The organism is Paenibacillus koleovorans NBRC 103111 (assembly GCF_004000845.1).
GTDB classification, from domain to species: domain Bacteria; phylum Bacillota; class Bacilli; order Paenibacillales; family NBRC-103111; genus Paenibacillus_AA; species Paenibacillus_AA koleovorans.
This window is the reverse complement of record NZ_BIMA01000007.1, coordinates 68540-86303: the sequence shown is the minus strand read 5'-3', so window position 1 is coordinate 86303 and position 17764 is coordinate 68540. Positions and strand designations below refer to the sequence as shown.

The 17764-nt window shown below is 55.2% G+C and carries 18 protein-coding genes; 4 read left to right on the top strand and 14 right to left on the bottom strand.

Going from position 1 to position 17764, the window contains the following annotated elements; all coding sequences use genetic code 11:
* Window positions 1–39 precede the first annotated feature (39 nt).
* Window positions 40–1035: an L-glyceraldehyde 3-phosphate reductase gene (gene mgrA, locus PKO02S_RS04020; protein WP_127579802.1), complete on the top strand. Its 996-nt coding sequence runs from the start codon at window positions 40–42 to the stop codon at window positions 1033–1035.
* 42 nt (window positions 1036–1077) lie between these two features.
* A complete protein-coding gene (locus PKO02S_RS04015; protein WP_127579801.1) occupies window positions 1078–1563 on the top strand; it encodes a hypothetical protein in 486 nt (161 codons plus the stop codon).
* On the opposite strand, the gene PKO02S_RS04010 is transcribed toward PKO02S_RS04015, so the two are convergent.
* Window positions 1560–2948 carry a class I SAM-dependent rRNA methyltransferase gene (locus PKO02S_RS04010; RefSeq protein WP_127579800.1) on the bottom strand — a complete coding sequence of 463 codons (1389 nt, stop codon included), beginning with the start codon at window positions 2946–2948 and terminating at the stop codon, window positions 1560–1562. The genes PKO02S_RS04015 and PKO02S_RS04010 overlap by 4 nt on opposite strands.
* Window positions 2949–3056: 108 nt before the next feature.
* Here PKO02S_RS04010 and PKO02S_RS04005 point away from each other — a divergent pair, with 108 nt between their 5' ends.
* Window positions 3057–4034 carry a Na/Pi cotransporter family protein gene (locus tag PKO02S_RS04005; RefSeq protein WP_127579799.1) on the top strand — a complete coding sequence of 326 codons (978 nt, stop codon included), beginning with the start codon at window positions 3057–3059 and terminating at the stop codon, window positions 4032–4034.
* On the opposite strand, the gene deoC is transcribed toward PKO02S_RS04005, so the two are convergent.
* The 4 genes from deoC to PKO02S_RS03985 all read right to left on the bottom strand — a co-directional run bounded on the left by deoC (window position 3997) and on the right by PKO02S_RS03985 (window position 7404).
* Window positions 3997–4692: a deoxyribose-phosphate aldolase gene (gene deoC, locus PKO02S_RS04000; RefSeq protein WP_127579823.1), complete on the bottom strand. Its 696-nt coding sequence runs from the start codon at window positions 4690–4692 to the stop codon at window positions 3997–3999. The two genes, PKO02S_RS04005 and deoC, sit on opposite strands and share 38 nt — an antisense overlap.
* Window positions 4693–4700: 8 nt before the next feature.
* A complete protein-coding gene (locus tag PKO02S_RS03995) occupies window positions 4701–5141 on the bottom strand; it encodes an NUDIX hydrolase (protein WP_127579798.1) in 441 nt (146 codons plus the stop codon).
* A 135-nt stretch (window positions 5142–5276) separates the two neighbouring features.
* Window positions 5277–6641 (bottom strand): tRNA (N(6)-L-threonylcarbamoyladenosine(37)-C(2))-methylthiotransferase MtaB, encoded by a 1365-nt coding sequence (gene mtaB / locus PKO02S_RS03990; protein WP_127579797.1) that lies wholly within the window; start codon window positions 6639–6641, stop codon window positions 5277–5279.
* 4 nt (window positions 6642–6645) lie between these two features.
* Window positions 6646–7404, bottom strand: a complete 759-nt coding sequence (locus PKO02S_RS03985) for a 16S rRNA (uracil(1498)-N(3))-methyltransferase (protein WP_127579796.1) — start codon at window positions 7402–7404, stop codon at window positions 6646–6648.
* 109 nt (window positions 7405–7513) lie between these two features.
* Between PKO02S_RS03985 and PKO02S_RS03980 the strand changes: the two genes are divergently transcribed.
* Window positions 7514–8557 (top strand): Rpn family recombination-promoting nuclease/putative transposase, encoded by a 1044-nt coding sequence (locus PKO02S_RS03980; protein ID WP_127579795.1) that lies wholly within the window; start codon window positions 7514–7516, stop codon window positions 8555–8557.
* A 32-nt stretch (window positions 8558–8589) separates the two neighbouring features.
* On the opposite strand, the gene PKO02S_RS03975 is transcribed toward PKO02S_RS03980, so the two are convergent.
* The 9 genes from PKO02S_RS03975 to dnaJ all read right to left on the bottom strand — a co-directional run bounded on the left by PKO02S_RS03975 (window position 8590) and on the right by dnaJ (window position 17689).
* A complete protein-coding gene (locus tag PKO02S_RS03975) occupies window positions 8590–9264 on the bottom strand; it encodes a site-2 protease family protein (RefSeq protein WP_127579794.1) in 675 nt (224 codons plus the stop codon).
* Between the two features lie 8 nt (window positions 9265–9272).
* Window positions 9273–10259: a 50S ribosomal protein L11 methyltransferase gene (gene prmA / locus PKO02S_RS03970; protein WP_127579793.1), complete on the bottom strand. Its 987-nt coding sequence runs from the start codon at window positions 10257–10259 to the stop codon at window positions 9273–9275.
* A gap of 117 nt (window positions 10260–10376) precedes the next feature.
* Window positions 10377–10892: a hypothetical protein gene (locus tag PKO02S_RS03965; protein WP_246066820.1), complete on the bottom strand. Its 516-nt coding sequence runs from the start codon at window positions 10890–10892 to the stop codon at window positions 10377–10379.
* 18 nt (window positions 10893–10910) lie between these two features.
* The gene (locus PKO02S_RS03960; RefSeq protein ID WP_127579792.1) at window positions 10911–11636 is read right to left on the bottom strand and encodes a response regulator transcription factor; all 726 of its coding nucleotides are present in this window, start codon (window positions 11634–11636) and stop codon (window positions 10911–10913) included.
* The gene (locus PKO02S_RS03955; RefSeq protein ID WP_246066824.1) at window positions 11633–13114 is read right to left on the bottom strand and encodes a sensor histidine kinase; all 1482 of its coding nucleotides are present in this window, start codon (window positions 13112–13114) and stop codon (window positions 11633–11635) included. Before PKO02S_RS03955 ends, PKO02S_RS03960 begins: the two co-directional genes overlap by 4 nt.
* Before the next feature lie 345 nt (window positions 13115–13459).
* Window positions 13460–14860, bottom strand: coding sequence for a glucuronate isomerase (uxaC, locus tag PKO02S_RS03950; protein WP_218033905.1), 1401 nt, complete (start codon window positions 14858–14860; stop codon window positions 13460–13462).
* Between the two features lie 146 nt (window positions 14861–15006).
* Window positions 15007–15981, bottom strand: a complete 975-nt coding sequence (locus PKO02S_RS03945; protein ID WP_127579790.1) for a formylglycine-generating enzyme family protein — start codon at window positions 15979–15981, stop codon at window positions 15007–15009.
* A 126-nt stretch (window positions 15982–16107) separates the two neighbouring features.
* Complete coding sequence (locus PKO02S_RS03940; protein WP_127579789.1) at window positions 16108–16407, bottom strand: hypothetical protein; 300 nt, start codon at window positions 16405–16407, stop codon at window positions 16108–16110.
* Between the two features lie 151 nt (window positions 16408–16558).
* The gene (gene dnaJ, locus PKO02S_RS03935) at window positions 16559–17689 is read right to left on the bottom strand and encodes a molecular chaperone DnaJ (RefSeq protein ID WP_127579788.1); all 1131 of its coding nucleotides are present in this window, start codon (window positions 17687–17689) and stop codon (window positions 16559–16561) included.
* Window positions 17690–17764: the final 75 nt, after the last annotated feature.

The window sequence follows — 17764 nt, the reverse complement described above, 5'->3', positions numbered from 1 at the left end:
CGAACAGGTAGCAGCCCAAATTCGAAGGAGGTTCTTCCATTGACATATTTACCGTCATCCAACCGTTACGACTCGATGAAATACAACCGCTGCGGGAAATCCGGCTTGAAGCTGCCGGCGATCTCGCTCGGACTATGGCATAATTTCGGCGGCATCGACCGTCAATCGAACATGCGCGACATGCTGATCCGCTCGTTCGATTTGGGCATCACCCATTTCGACCTGGCCAACAATTACGGTCCCCCGCCAGGATCCGCCGAAGAACATTTCGGCCGCATCCTGAAAGCCGATTTCGCAGCATTCCGCGACGAGCTCGTCATCTCCACTAAGGCAGGCTACTACATGTGGCCGGGGCCATACGGCGATTGGGGCTCCCGCAAATACCTCATCTCCAGCATGGATCAAAGCTTGAAGCGGATGGGACTCGAATATGTCGACATTTTCTACTCCCACCGTCCCGATCCGGAAACGCCGCTGGAAGAAACGATGAGCGCGCTCGATCACCTGGTCCGCTCCGGCAAAGCGCTTTATGTAGGGATCTCTTCCTACTCGGCGGAACAAACGGCGAAAGCCTCGGCCATCATGAAGCAGTTGGGCACTCCGCTCTTGATTCACCAGCCTTCCTACTCCATGCTGAACCGTTGGATCGAGCACGGCCTGCAGGATGTACTGGACGAGGAGGGCATCGGCAGCATCGCTTTTTGCCCGCTTGCCCAAGGCGTGCTGACCAACAAATATTTGACAGGCATTCCGGATGATTCTCGCGCCTCCCGCAACGCTTTCTTGAAGAGCAAGGACATTACGGAAGACAAGCTGGCAAAAGTCAGTGCGCTTAACGAGCTGGCTGCCGAACGCGGACAATCGCTGGCCCAAATGTCGCTCGCTTGGGTATTGCGGGGCGGACGCGTCACTTCGGCGCTGATCGGCGCGAGCCGGGTCTCTCAGATCGAGGAGAACGTAGCCGCGCTCAGCAATCTGACATTCAGTGAAGCCGAGCTGCGGGCCATCGACGACATCGTCGGAACCGGCAAGTAAGTACGGAGCTTCATTTGGAACGAATAGACGAGGGGGACCCATATGTCCGATGACAACCGCAAGGATGGAGAACTTGCTCCGCATCCTGATGCGCCTGTGGAAGAGGAGCATCTTGAAAAAAACGAACGCGCAGCGTCTTCCGGGACTGCCGATCGAGGCAGCATCGTGGAGCGGCTTCGACAAGCGGAGTTCGAAAGACTGGACCGCGAATCGGACGGGAGCAAGAGCCAAGCTCCGCCATCGAGGCCCAATCCTGCCAACGTTTCAACTGTCAAACCAGAAGCCGCAATCGTTTCCCGCAGCAGGAAGCAAGTTTGGAAAGGCGTCGGGCTCGTGTTCCTGCTTCACCTGATGTTGATTTTCATTCCGGTCGCATACTTGTTCATCGGGCTGATTCAATGGTTATACCTCATTCCTATTATTCTTATTAACAAAAAAGATCCCTCGCTCGTCCGAGGAATCTGGATTGCGGCGACCGCCACTTTCGTGTTGAATGCCGTTTTCTATCTCATCGTGATCACCACTTAAAGCCGGGCATGCACCTGCAGGATCGCAAATTTCAAGTAATCTCCCTCGTCGACGCCAAGGATGTGCGGGTGATCTTTGCCCGCCCCCTTGAACTCGATCAGCCGGACCGTTTTGTTCGCATCGGCGGCGGCAGCCTGGATCGTCTCCAGGAACAGCTCCGGCCTCACATGATACGAGCAGCTGGCCGTCACCAGGTACCCGCCCTCATTGACCAGCTTCATCGCGCTTAGATTGATTTCCTTGTAGCCTCGACAAGCGGCCTCGACCGCTCCTTTGGTTTTGGCGAACGCCGGCGGGTCCAGAATGACCACATCCCAAGTGCGACCCTGCTTGCCGATCGGCTTCGACGTGTCAACCTTCTTCGTTTGTTCCCCCGCTCCTCGCGACTTCCGCTCCTCCAGCCCGCTCACTTGCTGTCTCAAATAATCGAAAGCATCCGCAACCACAAACTCAACCCGATCCTCGAACCCATTCAGCTGCACATTGCGTCTCGCGCTATCAATCGCATGCTCGGAAATATCGAGGCAGGTTACTTTTTTGGCACCATACTTGCAAGCATGCAGCGTAAAGCTGCCCGTATGCGAGAAACATTCCAGCACCGTGGCGCCGTCCCAATAAGGGAATGTGACTTCCTTGCCGTTCGTATTGAAAGGGGCTTTCCTGACTGCCGCACGACTACCCGCTTCAGGCTCCGTCTCCACTTCGCGAAGCTCGACACCGCTCCGCTTACCCCAACCTAGCATCAGCTTGGATAAAGAGGCACGATTTTCTCGCTGGTCAAAAAAATAACCGGTCTTCTGGCCTTCGACAATATCCACTTCCAATTCCAGTCCGTTCTCCATAATCCGCACATACCGCGGACAATCCCCGTACAGCACGCCGGTCCGAAGCTCCAAACCCTCCAGCTTGCGCACAGGAACGTCGCTTCGTTCGTAAATGCCTGCAGGCTGCAACACATCAATCAATGCACCAACGATCTCCTCGCGGCGGCGATCCATGCCGAGCGACAAAATTTGGACGACGAGCACATCCGCATAACGGTCAACGACCAGCCCCGGCAAAAAGTCCGCCTCGCCGAAGACAAGCCGATAGGCGTTCGTCCCTTCCACGAATCGCTCTCGATGCTCCAAGCATCGTTGGAGCCGCTCTACGAAAAAGGCCCGATCCATTGATTCCAGCGAAGTATAAGACACGATTCTGACGACGATCTGGGAAGCCGGATTGATATACCCTGTCGCTAATACCTGACCTTGATGCGTCGCAACGTTCACCAAATCGCCGGCCTCGTACTCGCCCTCGATCCGTTCCACTTCGTTCTGAAAAATCCAGGGATGCCCTTGCTCCAAACGCTTCTTTCTTTTCCGATCCAACACTACGCTTGCCATCCCGATCTCCCCCTGTAACAACGGGCCTGATCAATTGCTTGTCATGCCTGTCTGCCCTGCCACATATTCTTTGATAAGTTCGTCCATTTCGTCCCCGAAGGAGCGACTATGATTCATTCCGTCCTGCTGCCGCTCGCCATTGGCCTGGGTGTGTTCCTGACCGGCATGAAGGTGATGGAGTTGGCTCTGCACCAATGGGCCGGCCCTTATCTCACCAGGCTGCTGGAACGGTTCACGCGCACGCCGGTCCGCGGTATGCTCATAGGTACCGCTGTAACCGCCGTTCTCCAGAGCAGCAGCGCTATAACTGTCTTATGTATCGGATTGGTCAACGCCGGCTTGATGAGCTTCCCCCGTACGTTAGGGATCATCTTGGGCACGAATATCGGGTCCTGCCTGACGACGGAGCTGATGGGACTGAACATCTCCCATTACTCCCTTCCCATCTTGCTCGCGGCTGCTGCGGTATGGATTTGCACCCTTGTCCTCGCTCCATTCCGTTCGTTCCGGCTTCGCCGCTATCTGCACAGCGTCCGCTGCCTGTCGCTGGCCATCTGCGGACTGGCTGCGGTGCTGCTCGGCATCGTCGTCATGCAGACGATGGTCCCGGACTTGCAATCACGCGGCCTGTTCACGTGGTTCGTCGAGCATGCGCAGCGGAGCGTGCTGTGGGGCGTCCTCGCCGGTGCGGTCGTCACCGCGATCGTCCACAGCAGCGCCGCCGTCATCGCGATGACGATGGGGCTGGCCGCCGTGCAGGCGATTCCCGTGGAAGTCGGCATCGCCATCGTCATCGGCTCCAACGTCGGCACATGCGCCACGGCGCTCATCGCCAGCATCGGCGGCAGCCGAAGCGGACGATTCGTCGCCTGGTCGCATACTTTGCTCAACGCCGGCGGCGCCGTGCTCTTCATCCCGCTGCTGCCGCTATTGCATGAGGCATCCGCATGGCTGAGCGGCGATCCATCCGGCCAAATCGCCCGCGCACAGACGCTGTTCAACGTCCTCAGCTCGCTGCTGGCCCTTCCGATCTGCTACTTGCCGGCGCTTAGTAACCTGCAGGCGCCGAAACGCCCCCGCTCATAATGGCGACGCCGGAGCTGGTGCCGAGCCGGGTAGCGCCCGCCTCGATCATCCGCTTCGCCGTCTCCCAGTCGCGGACGCCGCCGGACGCTTTCACTTGGACATGGTCCGATACGGCCGCCCGCATCAGGCGGACGTCTTCCACCGTCGCCCCGCCTGGCCCAAAGCCCGTCGATGTTTTCACGAAATGAGCTCCCGCTTGTTCGGACAGCTCGCAGGCAATTTTCTTCTGCTCGTCGTTTAAAAAGCCGGTCTCGAGAATGACTTTTACAATCGCTTTACCTTCAACGGCTTGCACAACTTCGCGAATATCGGCCTGAACCGCGGCATGATTGCCTTCCAGCATAAGGCCAACTGCCAGCACCATGTCGATGTCTGTCGCTCCCCGCTCGGCTGCGTTCGCGGCCTCGAACGCTTTGGCCGCAGCGGCTCCTGCACCGAGCGGGAACCCGACTACCGCGGCAATGTTCACATTCGAGCCCGCCAGCTGCTCACGGCAGAACGGCACCCAGAAGCCGTTGACACACACGCTGTAAAAGCCGTACTGCACCGCTTCCCGGCATACCTTGTCGATCATCGCCGAAGTCGCATCCGCTTTGAGCAAAGTATGGTCAATATAACGCGGCACTTGGGCCAGATCAATCGTTCCTGCACCGTGCATCGGATTCGTCACCGGCCGATTACCTCTTTTCCTAATAGTTGAAGCGCTCTGCGCAGCACCCCGTCATTGTTGTCGTAGCCTTGCTCGGATTGCCTCTGCCAAGCTTCTTCGGGCGACACCCATTCGACTCCGTGGATTTCTTCGATTTGAGGTTTATGCTGCCCGTCGATCGCCTGGACTAAGTAATAGTGTACTTCTTTGTCCACGGTCCCGTGAATAGGATGCTCGTATTGATAGACAACCGTCTCCAGCTTTTGATGGATACGTCCGGCAATGCCGGTTTCCTCTTCGATTTCCCGCAACGCCGTCTGCTCCAGCGATTCGCCCGCCTCGATTTTTCCTTTAGCCAGCGTCATTTTTCCATAACGGTCCCTAATCATTTGAATCTCCACGGTATCCCCGTTCCTTCTGAACACGACACCGCCTGCCGAAATCTCCTTGTTAGCCATGCGGCCACCTTCCTTTCCTACGCGATATGTTCATTTATGCATTTATGCAACAAAGATTCCGTCCTTGACTCTGGTCTAGAACGAAATCCCGTTATGGCTTTGTTTTTATTCCTTTGTCTTTCGAATTATTCCTGTTTATCCCGATACGGCCTGAAGCTTCTTCTTCGGAACCGAAACGGAAGACTGCTGCACCCGAATCAGCTGTCCGCGGCACTCATTCACACCCGCTTCCGTAATGCGGACCTCGCATACTCGACCGATGAGCTCCTCCGCGCCTTCAAACACGACGTTCAAGTAGTTGTCGGAATACCCGTTGATCCAGCCGCCGTCCGGCGCCCCCTTGTACGTCCGCTCCGGGATGACTTCAAGCGTTTGTCCCACGTAACGTTCCGCATAGGCCAGCTGCATCCGCTCGGACAAGTCGATCAATTCATGAACGCGCTCGTTTTTCAATTCCTCGTCTACCTGGTCCTCCATGCGCGCCGCCGGCGTCCCCGTCCGTTTCGAGTAAGGAAACACGTGCATTTCCGCAAAGCCCATCTGCTCCATGAACGCAACGCCTTCTCGGAACATCTCCTCGGTCTCACCCGGAAAACCTACGATCACATCCGTCGTAATCGCTACGCCTGGCATTGCTTCATGAATTTTTCTGATTTTCTCCCCGAATTCGGCCGTCGTGTATTTGCGGCGCATGCGCGCCAGTACCCGGTCGTCCCCGGACTGCAGCGGAATATGCAGGTGGCGGCACATTTTCGGCGAGGCGTTCAGCACTTCGATCACGCGGTCGTTGATCTGGCTCGCTTCAATCGAGGAAATGCGGATGCGCTTCAGCCCTTCGACCTTGTCCAAATCCCACAGCAAATCGGCTAAGCTATAGTGTTCCATATCTTCTCCATAGCCGCCTGTATGAATACCGGTCAGGACGATTTCCTGGTACCCGGCTCCCACAAGCATCTCCGCCTGTTTGATGACGCTGTCCGGCTTGCGGCTCCGCATTAGTCCGCGCGACCATGGAATGATGCAGAACGTGCAGAAGTTGTTGCAGCCCTCTTGAATTTTCAGAAAAGCCCGTGTCCGGTCGTCAAAAGCAGGTACATCCAGCTCTTCGAATTCGCGGGTTTTCATAATGTTGCGTACTGCATTAATCGGCTTGCGATCCTGCTCGAAATTTCGAATGAGGGGAAGTATTTTATCCCGGTCCTGCGTCCCGATTACGAGATCAACGCCTGGAATGGCCAGCAGCTCGGCCGGCGAGGTTTGCGCGTAGCAGCCCGTTACGGCCACAACCGCATCCGGATTGCGGCGAATCGCCCGGCGAATGATTTGGCGGCTCTTTTTGTCTCCCGTGTTCGTTACCGTGCATGTATTGACGACGTACACATCGGCGGTCTGCTCGAAATCGACTTGCTCGTAGCCGTCGTTTTTGAACAGCTGCCAGATCGCTTCGGTATCGTAAAAATTAACTTTGCAGCCTAACGTATGAAACGCGACTGTAGGCATACAATCAGCCTCCCATCTCTCCACTTTCGTATAAAATGCACGTCAGCCCAACCATGCCGGCCGTTTCCGTGCGCAATATTCTCGCTCCCAGGCTGACGGCTCGACAGCCCGCCGCTTCCGCCTCCTGCAGCTCCTGCTCGGTAAAGCCGCCTTCCGGACCTATGATCAGCATTAGCTTGAGCTTGTCCCTCGGGGCTTGCTCGAGCGCCTCCCGGATGGCCGTTCGCAGCTGTGACCCGCTTGGTTTCTCATAGCAAAAAAACGCTGCATCCGCCTCGTTAGCTGCCTGGAGCAGTTTTTTCCATGCGAGGGGCGAATCGATCTGCGGTACCTTGTTGCGGTGGGCTTGCTCGGCTGCCTCTTTGGCGATTTTGCGCCAGCGGTCGACCCGCTTTGCTTCCTTGCGCTCATCATATTGGACGATAGTCCTCGCCGACAAAAACGGGATGAACCGGCTCGCTCCGATCTCGGTTCCCTTCTGGATGACCGTCTCCAGCTTGTCGCCTTTCGGCAAGCTCTGGGCGATCCACACTTGGACGGCCGGCTCTGCGTGGAGCGGCAGATGCTCGATCACTTTGGCGCGGACCGTGCCCGAATCCGTTGTTAAGATCTCCGCCAACACTTCCCGGCCTTCGCCGTCGCTGCATATAATCGTTTCTCCCGCGCGCGCCCGCATCACCTTAATGAGATGATGAGCGTCCTCGCCGGTTATTGTCGCTTCGGTATCGGTTAATTGCCCCGCAGGAATAAAATAACGCTGCATGCTCGTTCCTCGCTGATCCAGCCTGTTTGCGCCGGAGTTCCATCCTAGTGTCGAATGTCCACCCTACATCTTACAACTTTTCATCCCAAAAATCCACTAAGGGAAAGGAATGGCACTGCAACTTGACACAAGAACAAACGTTCGATATTATACTAATATCCAAATTTTTACTCAAGGAGACATCCTTATGAGTTCTTACCTGGTTGCCGAGCCTCGAGGTCAATATTCAAGCTCCGGCGCTCCCAAACCTCCAAAGCCGCATGATGAAGCGTTTAAGAAGCTGCTTCAGACGTTTTTCCTCGATTTCTTGCAGCTGTTTTTTCCAGACCTCTATCGAATGATTAATCCCGCGCATACCCGGCTGCTCATGCAAGAGCTGTTGGTTGATCTGATTGGTGAAGAGAAGCGCGTCCTTGATTTGCTCATAGAAACACGGTTGGCCGAGTCCGATGCATATTTGCTGCTACTGATCGAAACTCAGTCTTACAAGGATCCCGAATTTTCCGCGCGGATGTTCATTTACTTCAGTCGGCTGTTCGAACGCCATCGCCGAGAGCATCGTTGGATCGTGCCCATTGCCATATTTGCCTATGATGACGTTACGGATGCAGAATCTGCTTTCACTATGTCGCTTCCCGGAATTCCGATTTTAAATTTTCAGTATTTGAAGGTCGAGTTGCGGAAATGCAATTGGCGAGATTTTGTGGACTCCGGCAATCCTGTTGCCGCTGCGCTCCTCAGTAAAATGGGCTATACTAGAAATGAGCGTCGTCAAGCTCGGATGGCCTTTCTTCGTATGATACTCCGATTGACCTCCAACTTGGATGCAGCCCGTTTGGCACTAATTATGTCGTTTGCCGATTTATATTTCGAACCTGTTCAAGAGGAGGACGAGGCTATCATGAAGGAGCTGCGTAAAGATTACCCGGCCGAGAGCGAGCAATTGCTGGAGTTGATGCCGGCGTGGAAACGTTGGGGCTATGAGGAAGGGATCGAGAAGGGGATTGAGAAAGGGATTGAGCAAGGAAAGCTCCAAGGGAAACTCCAAATTGCTACAGTCATGCTAGACAAAGGCTTTACACCTGAACAAGTAGCCAACATGACCGACTTGCCGCTGGAACAAATCAGATTGCTGCCGCGAACCCCCAAATGAAAAGGGCCTCTCCGGAGGAGAAGACCTGATCACTACAGAAACATACCCACAAAACGTAATAGTCCATTCTTAATATCTTCCGTGTACATCAAGATCGGCTGAAGTGTGACCCGATTGATCGGCGGAATAAATGCCATGATCAAAAAAGCGAATATGCCCCATTGCTCGTATTGTTGCATCTTAATTCGTGTATGTATCGGAGCCAGGTCCTCAATGATTCGGTATCCGTCCAGCGGGGGAAGCGGAATGAGATTAAACAAAAACAACAGGGCATTCAACCCTATCATATAGGTAAGAAACAGCTTAAGTGCCACTATGCTTCCGCTCGGATCGGTGTTGGTCCACAAGCCGAGCTTGTACATAATTCCAATCCCGATCGCCGCGATAAACGCCAACAATAAGTTGCTCAAAGGGCCGACGGCCGAGACGACGATCCCCATCAGCCGCGGGTGTTTGAACCGCCCCCGGTTCACCGGCACCGGCTTGGCCCAGCCGAAGCCGGCGATCAGGATGAGGATCGTACCCAGCACATCCAGATGCGACATCGGATTGAGCGTCACCCGGCCTGCATTGTAAGCGGTCATGTCGCCGAACTTGTAGGCGGAATAGGCGTGTGCGAATTCATGCAAAGTAAAAGCGATCACTAACACTAATAAAATGAACGGTAAATGTTCCAGCGGATAGACGAGAAACCTGTTCGAATCCATGGCTTCACCTACCCTTTCTTCGCTACGAAAGCGATCCAATCTTGATCCCGGTGTTTCTCGACAATCGAGAAGCCTGCTGCCAGCAAGCCTTGCTCCACAGCCTCTTCCTTGTTTTTGTAAATGCCGGATGCGATGTATAAGCCTCCCGGGACAAGCGCCTCATACACATCGTCGATAAACAACAGGATGATCTCCGCCAAAATATTGGCGACGATCAGCTCGACCGGCGGCTTCACGGCAAGCGGCTCGCGATCCGAGTCCCCACCCTCGCCTTGCCGGAGAATGCCCAGCAAATCGCTCAGCGCAACGGACACACGCGACTCCATGTCGTTCAGCTTCACATTCTCCAGTGCACTCGTCACCGCGATCGGATCGAGATCAAGCGCCAATACCCGGTTCGCGCCAAGCTTCACAGCCGCGATCGCCAACACGCCCGACCCTGTGCCCACATCGATGACATTGACGCCGGGCTTCAACGTCTTCTCCAACGCCTGCATGCATAGCGAAGTCGTAGGATGTGTACCGGTTCCAAACGCCATCCCCGGATCGAGCTCGATGATCAGCTCGTCGGAACGCTCCGGGACGTACGTCTCCCAGGTCGGCTTGATCGTCAACCGATCCGAGATGCGCAGCGGCTTGTAGTACTGCTTCCAAGCGTTCGCCCAATCCTCCTCGTCCACTTCGCGCACGGTAATCGTCGCACGGCCGGGATCGATCCCGATTTCGTCGCGCAACATGTCACAAAATTCCCGCAGTCCCTGCACATGCGACTCCAAATCGACCGGCTCGGCGAAATACGCTTTCATCTCCGCCTCTCCCTCGGGAATGTCGTTCAAAGGTTTCTCGTACCATTGGCCGAAGGAAGTGTCTCGTTCCTTGTTCAGAGTCCCCGACTCTTCAATAGAGACGCCACCTGCACCTAGCTCATGAAAATAATTGGAGATCATCTCCACCGCTTCTTCAGTCGTATGTATCGTAATTTCATGCCAGCGCATCTTGCTCGAATACCCCTTTCCCTTGCAAACCTTCCCAGCTATTGTACTATATTCGTGGCAAAGGAGTAAAACGAGTGAAAAACGGCATACCCCGGCTAACTGCCGGGGCCGGCCCACCTATTGTATTCGTGGAACACGTCTCCCCCAAGGTTTAAAAACGGAGATGACGAACATGGAAACTAGCGAAATAACTTGAAATATCAGTCCGACCCATAGCTGCTGAGCGTTGATCACATAAGCTGAGGAATGCACCGCGTCGAGCCCAACGCTTTCCACCAGCTCAATGCCCTTCATGCTCCACATGTAGAAGCCGATAATTCCAACTCCGATGGAAGCGAGCGTCATCACTTGCTTGTAGATCAGCCAGTAATACCGGAACAACCCCCAATGCGTCCATACCGACAACAACACGCCGGTCACGACCATCCCGATGGAAGAAACCCGGATGCTGGAGCCCGCCACGATATTCATGACCTGATAACAGCTGCGCAGCGTATCGGAGGAAGCTGTGGTCAATGCCGTAATACTTAGAATAACGATAACGACCGTACACCCAAGCAAAATGCCGCTAAACAGCAAGTGCAGCGACAACAGCCATTTGCGCGTCGTCTGAGAGATGCGATTCCCGCTCACGTTCCAATCACCTGCTCTCTAAATATTGAAACGGTAGCCGACGCCCCATACCGTGTCTATGTACTGCGGCTTGGATGGCTGACGCTCGATTTTTTCACGCAGCTTGCTGATATGCACGGTCACGGTGGCGATATCGCCTAGCGAGTCCAACCCCCAGATCCGCTCGAACAGCTCTTCCTTGCGAAACACCCGGTTCGGATTCGAGACGAGAAACAGCAGCAGCTCGTATTCCTTGGACGTGAAGCTGACTTCCGCATCCCAGACATACACTTTGCGCGCCAGCTTGTCGATGCGAATGCCGTCTACGACGATTTGATCTTTGCTGCCAATGCTGCCAATGCCTCCAACGGATTCGGCTCCCGACCCGGAAGCCGTCAACCGTTCGAATCGCGCGAGATGGGCTTTCACCCGTGCAACCAGCTCGCCCAAGCTGAACGGCTTCAAAATATAGTCGTCTGCGCCAAGCCCGAAGCCGCGAATTTTATCGACCTCCTCTTTTTTGGCGGAGACGATCAGGATCGGTACATTTTTCGCCTGGCGCACGCGTCGGCATATCTCGAAACCATCGACCCCAGGTAGCATTAGGTCCAGCAAAATTAAATCGAAAGACTCGTTCAAGCTTCGATTCAACCCGGAATCGCCCGAACGCGCCAGCGCGGTTTCGAATCCCGCCGCCTCCAAGTAGTCTTTCTGCACTTCTGCGATTACCGGTTCGTCTTCAATGATGAGAATGCGCTTCTTCATACCCCACCTGCTTCCCTGGCTTGATCCAGCGTCATCGTAATGGCTAGTCCTTCTCCTGGCGCACCGGCCGCTTCCACAACTCCGCCATGAGCTTCGATAATATGCCGGACGATCGAGAGACCTAATCCGCTTCCGCCGGTTGTAGAGTTGCGCGAGAGATCGGCTCGGTAAAAGCTGTCGAACAAGAAAGGCAGCTCGGCAGGGTCTGTTCCTCTCCCATTGTCCCGTACAACCACGCGGATTCGAGAATCGAGCATAGATAACTCAAAAGCCAGTCTGCGGTGTCCGCCATCCATATGCTTCAGGCTGTTGTCCACGATGTTCGAAAAGACGCGTCTCAGCTTGTCGTGATCCGCCATTACCGGCATCGGTCCTGCCGACTCCCGTTCCAGAGTAATAGCTACTCCTTCCAAGCGCGGATCATGCTTCAGCTCCTCCACATAGTCCTCGAGATAGGCGACGATGTCGATCCGCTCGAATCGGAAATGTTCCTTGCGCATATCGAGCTTCGAGAACAGGAACAGCTCGTCGATCAAATGGTTCATCTCATGCATCTTCTGCTGCATCATCCGATAGTACTTGTTCTGGCGCTCCGGCGTGTCCGCGATACCGTCATGCAGCGCTTCGATGCAGTTGGAGACCGCTGTAATCGGCGTCTTCAGATCATGCGAGATGCTCGCCAGCATTTGCTTGCGGTTGTCCTCCGCCTGCAGCTGCGCGGCGATCGACTGCTTCAGCCGCAGCCGCATCTCCTTGAAAGCGGCGCTCAGCTCGCCGATCTCGTCGCCGGTGCGGCGTTTCACTTCCACATCGAGATTGCCTTCCTTGATCTGATGGGCAGCGTGAGTAAGCTCGCGGAGCGGCCTTACGATACTGCGAGACACCGAATAGGACAGCACCCCGTTCGTCCCGCCGATAACGAGCAGCAGGAACAGGAACAGAAGAGGGATAAGCCAGAAGCGAGGAAGCCGGTCCTTGTTTTCCAGCAAATAAAGGGTAATGCCATCGGTGCCCTCTGTCTCGCCGCTCGTGTTCAAGGCCGCGCTTCGGACGAAGTAGGAGGTGCCTTCGGATTCAATCCACTTGTTAAAGCCCGGCCCATGCTCGCGGTTAGCGGGCAAATTCATGAGCTTATCCGCCAAACTCTGATCGGCGATTAGCGAGGAGGAAACAAACAGGAGCCTCCCCTCGCGGAGTACCGCTATCGCCGCCCCTTCCTCCTGCAGCCGATCGTCCGTACGCCTCAGAAAAGTCGGATCGGCCAGCAGCTCCGGGTTCACCCGCAGCAGGAAGCTTAGGCCTGCGAACACCTCGCTGTGCTGCAGCATATTCGCCCCCGACTTGCCTTCGGCCTCAAAGGTCGCCTCTCGGTCATTGAAAAAAAACTGTCCGGCCAAAATCGCCGCGATGACCAGGAGCAGCGCCGGTACAATTATCATCGCCACATGGGAAACGATCAGCTTTCCTCGGATCGACATTTTCACCTGACGCCCCCTCCTTCTACTCCAAGTTCAAATCCCGGTTGAAACTCACTCTCTAATCATAGCGTGCACATCTTAAGCCGATCTAACGAAACTATAAAAAAAGTATAAAAGATCCCAAGCAAACGAAAAAGAGAAGCCCTCATAGACTGCTCCTGCTTCAGCACTTCCCCTACCGGAACAACCCAAGTGCCCTTTCTTTGATTAGCGCCGAAATTTCGTCGTTCACCGGCAGCAAATCGGCATCCGGTCAGCACAAAAGCAAAAACCCCGCCAGCTTCCAACTGAAAGCGGACGGGGCCATCATCTCAATCCAACGCTGCAACCCACAGACCTACAGGACTATAGGCCAAAATCGAAATACTCCTTCGCATTCGTATACGATATATTTTGCACCATCGTACCCAGCAGCTCAAGGTCGTTCGGCGCTTCGCCGTTCTCGACCCATTCGCCGATCAAATTGCACAGAATCCGGCGGAAATACTCATGACGCGGGTAAGACAGCAGGCTGCGGGAATCCGTTAGCATTCCGACGAAACGCGCCAACAAGCCGAGGTTCGCAAGTGCGTTCATTTGCTCCAGCATGCCATCCTTCGTATCGTTGAACCACCACGCCGAGCCAAGCTGGATCTTGCCTGCCACACCGCCGCCTTGGAAGCTGCCGATAATCGTGCCAAGCACGTAATTGTCTTTCGGATTGAGTGAGTACAGGATCGTTTTCGCCAGCGCGTCTTCGCGATCCAGGCCGTCAAGTAGCTTCGCAAGTGGCCCAGCGATATTCGTGTCATTGATCGAGTCATAACCGGTATCCGGGCCAAGCTTCCCGAACATCCGGGAGTTGTTGTTCCGGTGAGCGCTTATATGGAGCTGCATCGCCCAGCCGAGCTTCGCGTACAGCTTGCCCATGAACGTCAGCGTATAAGTCTTGTACTTCATTTCTTCCTCGAGACTCACCGATGCACCACCAAGTGCTTTGGCAAAAATGGCCGCCGCCTCTTCCTTCGTCGTATCCGCATACGCAACATAATCGAGCGCATGGTCGGACACACGGCCGCCTACGGAGTGGAAGAAGTGGATTCTGGACTCGAGCGCCGCCAGCAAATCGTCATAATTGCCGATCGATTGACCGGATACTTGCGCCAGCTTCTGCACCCATTGGACAAACCCGTTGCGGTTGATCTCCAGACCTTTGTCCGGACGGAACGAAGGCAGCACCTTGCAGTCGAAATCCGGGATATCCTTGATCTGAATATGATACTCCAGCGAATCGGTCGGATCGTCCGTCGTGCATACAACCTTGACATTCGACTTCGCAATCAGATCTCGAGCCGAGAAACCTCCGGCGCTCAGCTGCGCGTTGACCTTGTCCCAGATCAGCGGCGCGTTGTTCTCATTGATCAAGTCGTACACCCCGAAGAAACGCTGCAGCTCCAGGTGGGACCAGTGGTACAACGGGTTGCCGATCGTATTCGGAACCGTTTTCGCATAGGCCAGGAAACGATCATAATCGCTAGCGCCTTCGCCGCCGGTGACGTATTGCTCCTCCGCCCCGTTCGCGCGCATCGCACGCCATTTGTAGTGATCGCCGTAGAGCCAAGCTTCGGTTATGTTCTTGAACGATTTGTTCTCGAAAATTTCTTGCGGACTCAAGTGGCAATGATAATCGATGATCGGCATCGCCTTGGCGTAATCGTGGTACAGCGTAATCGCCGTCTCATTGTTCAGCAGGAAGTTTTCATCCATAAACGGTTTGATGGTGGAGCGAGTCTGACTATTCAAACAAATGACCTCCTGACGTTTTGATCAAATTGGAATCTTACTTGACCTTCATAAACTACCGTCTTTTCGAATGGACGTCAATGGCTTTTATTTAGCTTTCGCCCGTTTTTCTATAGATCCGCCACGCAGCGGAAGCCGATATTGCTGGCCGAGCTGTCCGGTGTATTGGAATTGCGGGCCGCGACCCGGTAGCGATTGCAATAGGATTTGTGGCAAAGGAACGAACCTCCTCGCATCGATCGCCGCTCGCCTTCCGCAGGGCCTTGCGGATTGTCTCTCGGCTCTGTCGTGTAAGCGGACGGAGTGAACCAGTCGGATACCCATTCCCAGACATTTCCCGCAACATTGTATAAACCGTAGCCGTTCGGATCGAACGACTTGGCCGGAGCGGTACCGACATAACCGTCCCTGGCCGTATTTTTCTCCGGAAACGTGCCTTGCCAAATGTTGCACATATGTTTGCCGTCCGGCGTCAGGTCGTTGCCCCAGGCATACACCATTTGATCCAGTCCGCCACGAGCCGCATACTCCCATTCCGCTTCCGTAGGGAGGCGTTTGCCCGCCCACTTGGCATACGCAGCCGCATCCTGCCAAGAAATGTGAACGACCGGATGATCGTCCCGGCCTTCCAGATGTGTGCCCGGTCCTTCCGGCTGCCGCCAAAAGGAATCTTTGACCGCATACCACCAAGGAGTCCCTTGTGGCGCGCCCATTATGAAGCGGCGGTTCGCCGGATGCACGAACGGGGCGAAGACGTACGACCAGCCGAATTTCTCAGCTTCCGTCTTGTATTTGGTAGCTTCGGCGAATTGCCGAAATTCCAAGTTCGTCACCGTGCACACATCGATATAAAAAGGACGCAGCTTCACTTCATGCACCGGTCCTTCGCCGTCCGCCGGGAACCCGTCTTTACCGCCGTTGCCCATACGGAAGGCCCCGCCCTCAAGGAGCACCATCCCTTCTCGCTCGGCGGGCGCCTCTGTGGAAGCTGCCAGGAAGGGAATGGATTCCAGCGCCAAACTAGTCAGGGGAACAAACGAGTCCCGGCTCGTCGAGCAGCAGGACGGTTTATTTGTGTCTGACATTGATTTCTAACCCCCTTTACAACGATAGCTTGATTCTATTATTCTATCATATTCGTACCTCGTACGGGTCGTTGCAACGCAAAAAGCCGCCTAGAGGCGACTTCTAGCCATCAAGCAGCAATCCAGCTAAACGATCGCCCCATATTCCTGCATCACGCGGATCGCCAGCGGCTTGATCCGCTCGTCGATGACGGCCGTCATCGTCACGTCTGGCCCGGAGTGATCGTCGGGAACAGCGATGCCCGACAAGCTCTCCATCCGCTGCATCGCATACGCCCCGGCGCCACTCCCGGTTGTGGTCTGGTGCAGGGCATCCTGACCGTAATCGATTTGCACCTGCACCACCCGAAGCGCTCGCAGCTTGACGGCGGCGGAGTGGGCGGCGGCGTGCCCGGGGAAAGTAGCGGACAATATAATCTCAGCCACCTGTATTTGCCTCCTCATAGTAAGCACTTGCTTATCCGACGAAACGGAACATGGAATAGTGTTCATCCTATGAGATCGAAATATTCGTGAGGAAAATAAAGAACCCCCGATCCTTTCGCCGTGACTTGCACGACAAGAATCGGGGATGGCCTTAGTCGCCGCGAAACGCTTTTTTCATCCGTTCAAAAATCGATTCGTGATGCTCCTCCTGCGTATCCTCGCCGCCGCCCTGACCCGCGAACTCGCGGAGCAGCTCCTTCTGGCGGTCGCTAAGCGCAGTAGGGGTCACAATCGTAACTTTCACATGCTGGTCGCCTTGCCCGTACCCGCGAAGTCTGGGCACGCCTTTGCCCTTCAGGCGGAAATACGTGCCCGTCTGCGTGCCGGCCGGAATTTTCAGCTTCACCTTCTCGGAGAGCGTCGGGATTTCGATCTCATCGCCAAGCGCAGCCTGAGCAAAGTTGAGCGGCACCTCGCAATAAATATCGTCGCCGTCGCGCTCGAAAAATTCATGCGGCTTCACGCGGATGACGATGAACAGATCGCCTGCCGGGCCGCCCTTCGTGCCGCCCTCGCCTTCGCCGGAAACACGCAGCTGCGCGCCTTCGTCGACGCCTGCCGGAATTTTCACATGAATCTTCCGTTGCTTCTTCACTTTGCCAGCGCCATGGCAGGTGCCGCACTTGTCCTTGATGATCTGGCCTTGCCCGTTGCAAGCGGAGCATACCCGACGGTTCACGATGCGGCCGAACGCCGTGTTCTGCACGACCTCTTGCTGCCCGCTGCCTTTACAAACCGAACAAGTGTCAGGCTTCGTACCGGCCTTGGCGCCGGAGCCGTGGCAGGTTTCGCAGGTTTCCGTACGCGGAATGGTGATGTCCATTTCCTTGCCGAATACAGCTTCCTTGAACTCGATCGTCATCGTATACTGCAGATCGGACCCGCGCTGAGGCGCGTTCGGATTGCGACGCTGCTGGCCGCCGCCGCCGCCGAAGAACATGTCGAATATATCGCCGAAGCCGCCGAAATCTTGCCCATTGAAGCCGCCTCCCATCCCCTGGTTCGGATCGACGTGGCCGAACTGGTCGTACGTCGAACGCTTCTGGTCATCGCTCAGCACGTCGTACGCTTCCTTCACTTCCTTGAACTTCTGTTCTGCGTCGGACGCTTTGTTCACGTCCGGATGGTATTGGCGTGCCAGCTTGCGATAAGCTTTTTTGATATCGTCGTCCGAAGCACCCTTATCGACGCCTAGCACCTCGTAGAAATCCCGCTTGCTCAAAGTTTCAACCTCCCATGCATTCAAACGAAAGTCAAAGCCTAGGCGGATATCGCCAGGCTTTGACCTCCGGAACCA

Excerpts from the sequence above, each read along its gene's own strand:
- PKO02S_RS04015 (WP_127579801.1), top strand. The coding sequence starts at position 1,078 with ATGTCCGATGACAACCGCAAGGATGGAGAACTTGCTCCGCATCCTGAT.
- PKO02S_RS04010 (WP_127579800.1), bottom strand. The coding sequence starts at position 2,948 with ATGGCAAGCGTAGTGTTGGATCGGAAAAGAAAGAAGCGTTTGGAGCAA.
- PKO02S_RS04005 (WP_127579799.1), top strand. The coding sequence starts at position 3,057 with ATGATTCATTCCGTCCTGCTGCCGCTCGCCATTGGCCTGGGTGTGTTC.
- deoC (WP_127579823.1), bottom strand. The coding sequence starts at position 4,692 with ATGCACGGTGCAGGAACGATTGATCTGGCCCAAGTGCCGCGTTATATT.
- PKO02S_RS03995 (WP_127579798.1), bottom strand. The coding sequence starts at position 5,141 with ATGGCTAACAAGGAGATTTCGGCAGGCGGTGTCGTGTTCAGAAGGAAC.
- mtaB (WP_127579797.1), bottom strand. The coding sequence starts at position 6,641 with ATGCCTACAGTCGCGTTTCATACGTTAGGCTGCAAAGTTAATTTTTAC.
- PKO02S_RS03985 (WP_127579796.1), bottom strand. The coding sequence starts at position 7,404 with ATGCAGCGTTATTTTATTCCTGCGGGGCAATTAACCGATACCGAAGCG.
- PKO02S_RS03980 (WP_127579795.1), top strand. The coding sequence starts at position 7,514 with ATGGCACTGCAACTTGACACAAGAACAAACGTTCGATATTATACTAAT.
- PKO02S_RS03975 (WP_127579794.1), bottom strand. The coding sequence starts at position 9,264 with ATGGATTCGAACAGGTTTCTCGTCTATCCGCTGGAACATTTACCGTTC.
- prmA (WP_127579793.1), bottom strand. The coding sequence starts at position 10,259 with ATGCGCTGGCATGAAATTACGATACATACGACTGAAGAAGCGGTGGAG.
- PKO02S_RS03960 (WP_127579792.1), bottom strand. The coding sequence starts at position 11,636 with ATGAAGAAGCGCATTCTCATCATTGAAGACGAACCGGTAATCGCAGAA.
- PKO02S_RS03955 (WP_246066824.1), bottom strand. The coding sequence starts at position 13,114 with ATGTCGATCCGAGGAAAGCTGATCGTTTCCCATGTGGCGATGATAATT.
- uxaC (WP_218033905.1), bottom strand. The coding sequence starts at position 14,860 with ATGGATGAAAACTTCCTGCTGAACAATGAGACGGCGATTACGCTGTAC.
- PKO02S_RS03945 (WP_127579790.1), bottom strand. The coding sequence starts at position 15,981 with ATGTCAGACACAAATAAACCGTCCTGCTGCTCGACGAGCCGGGACTCG.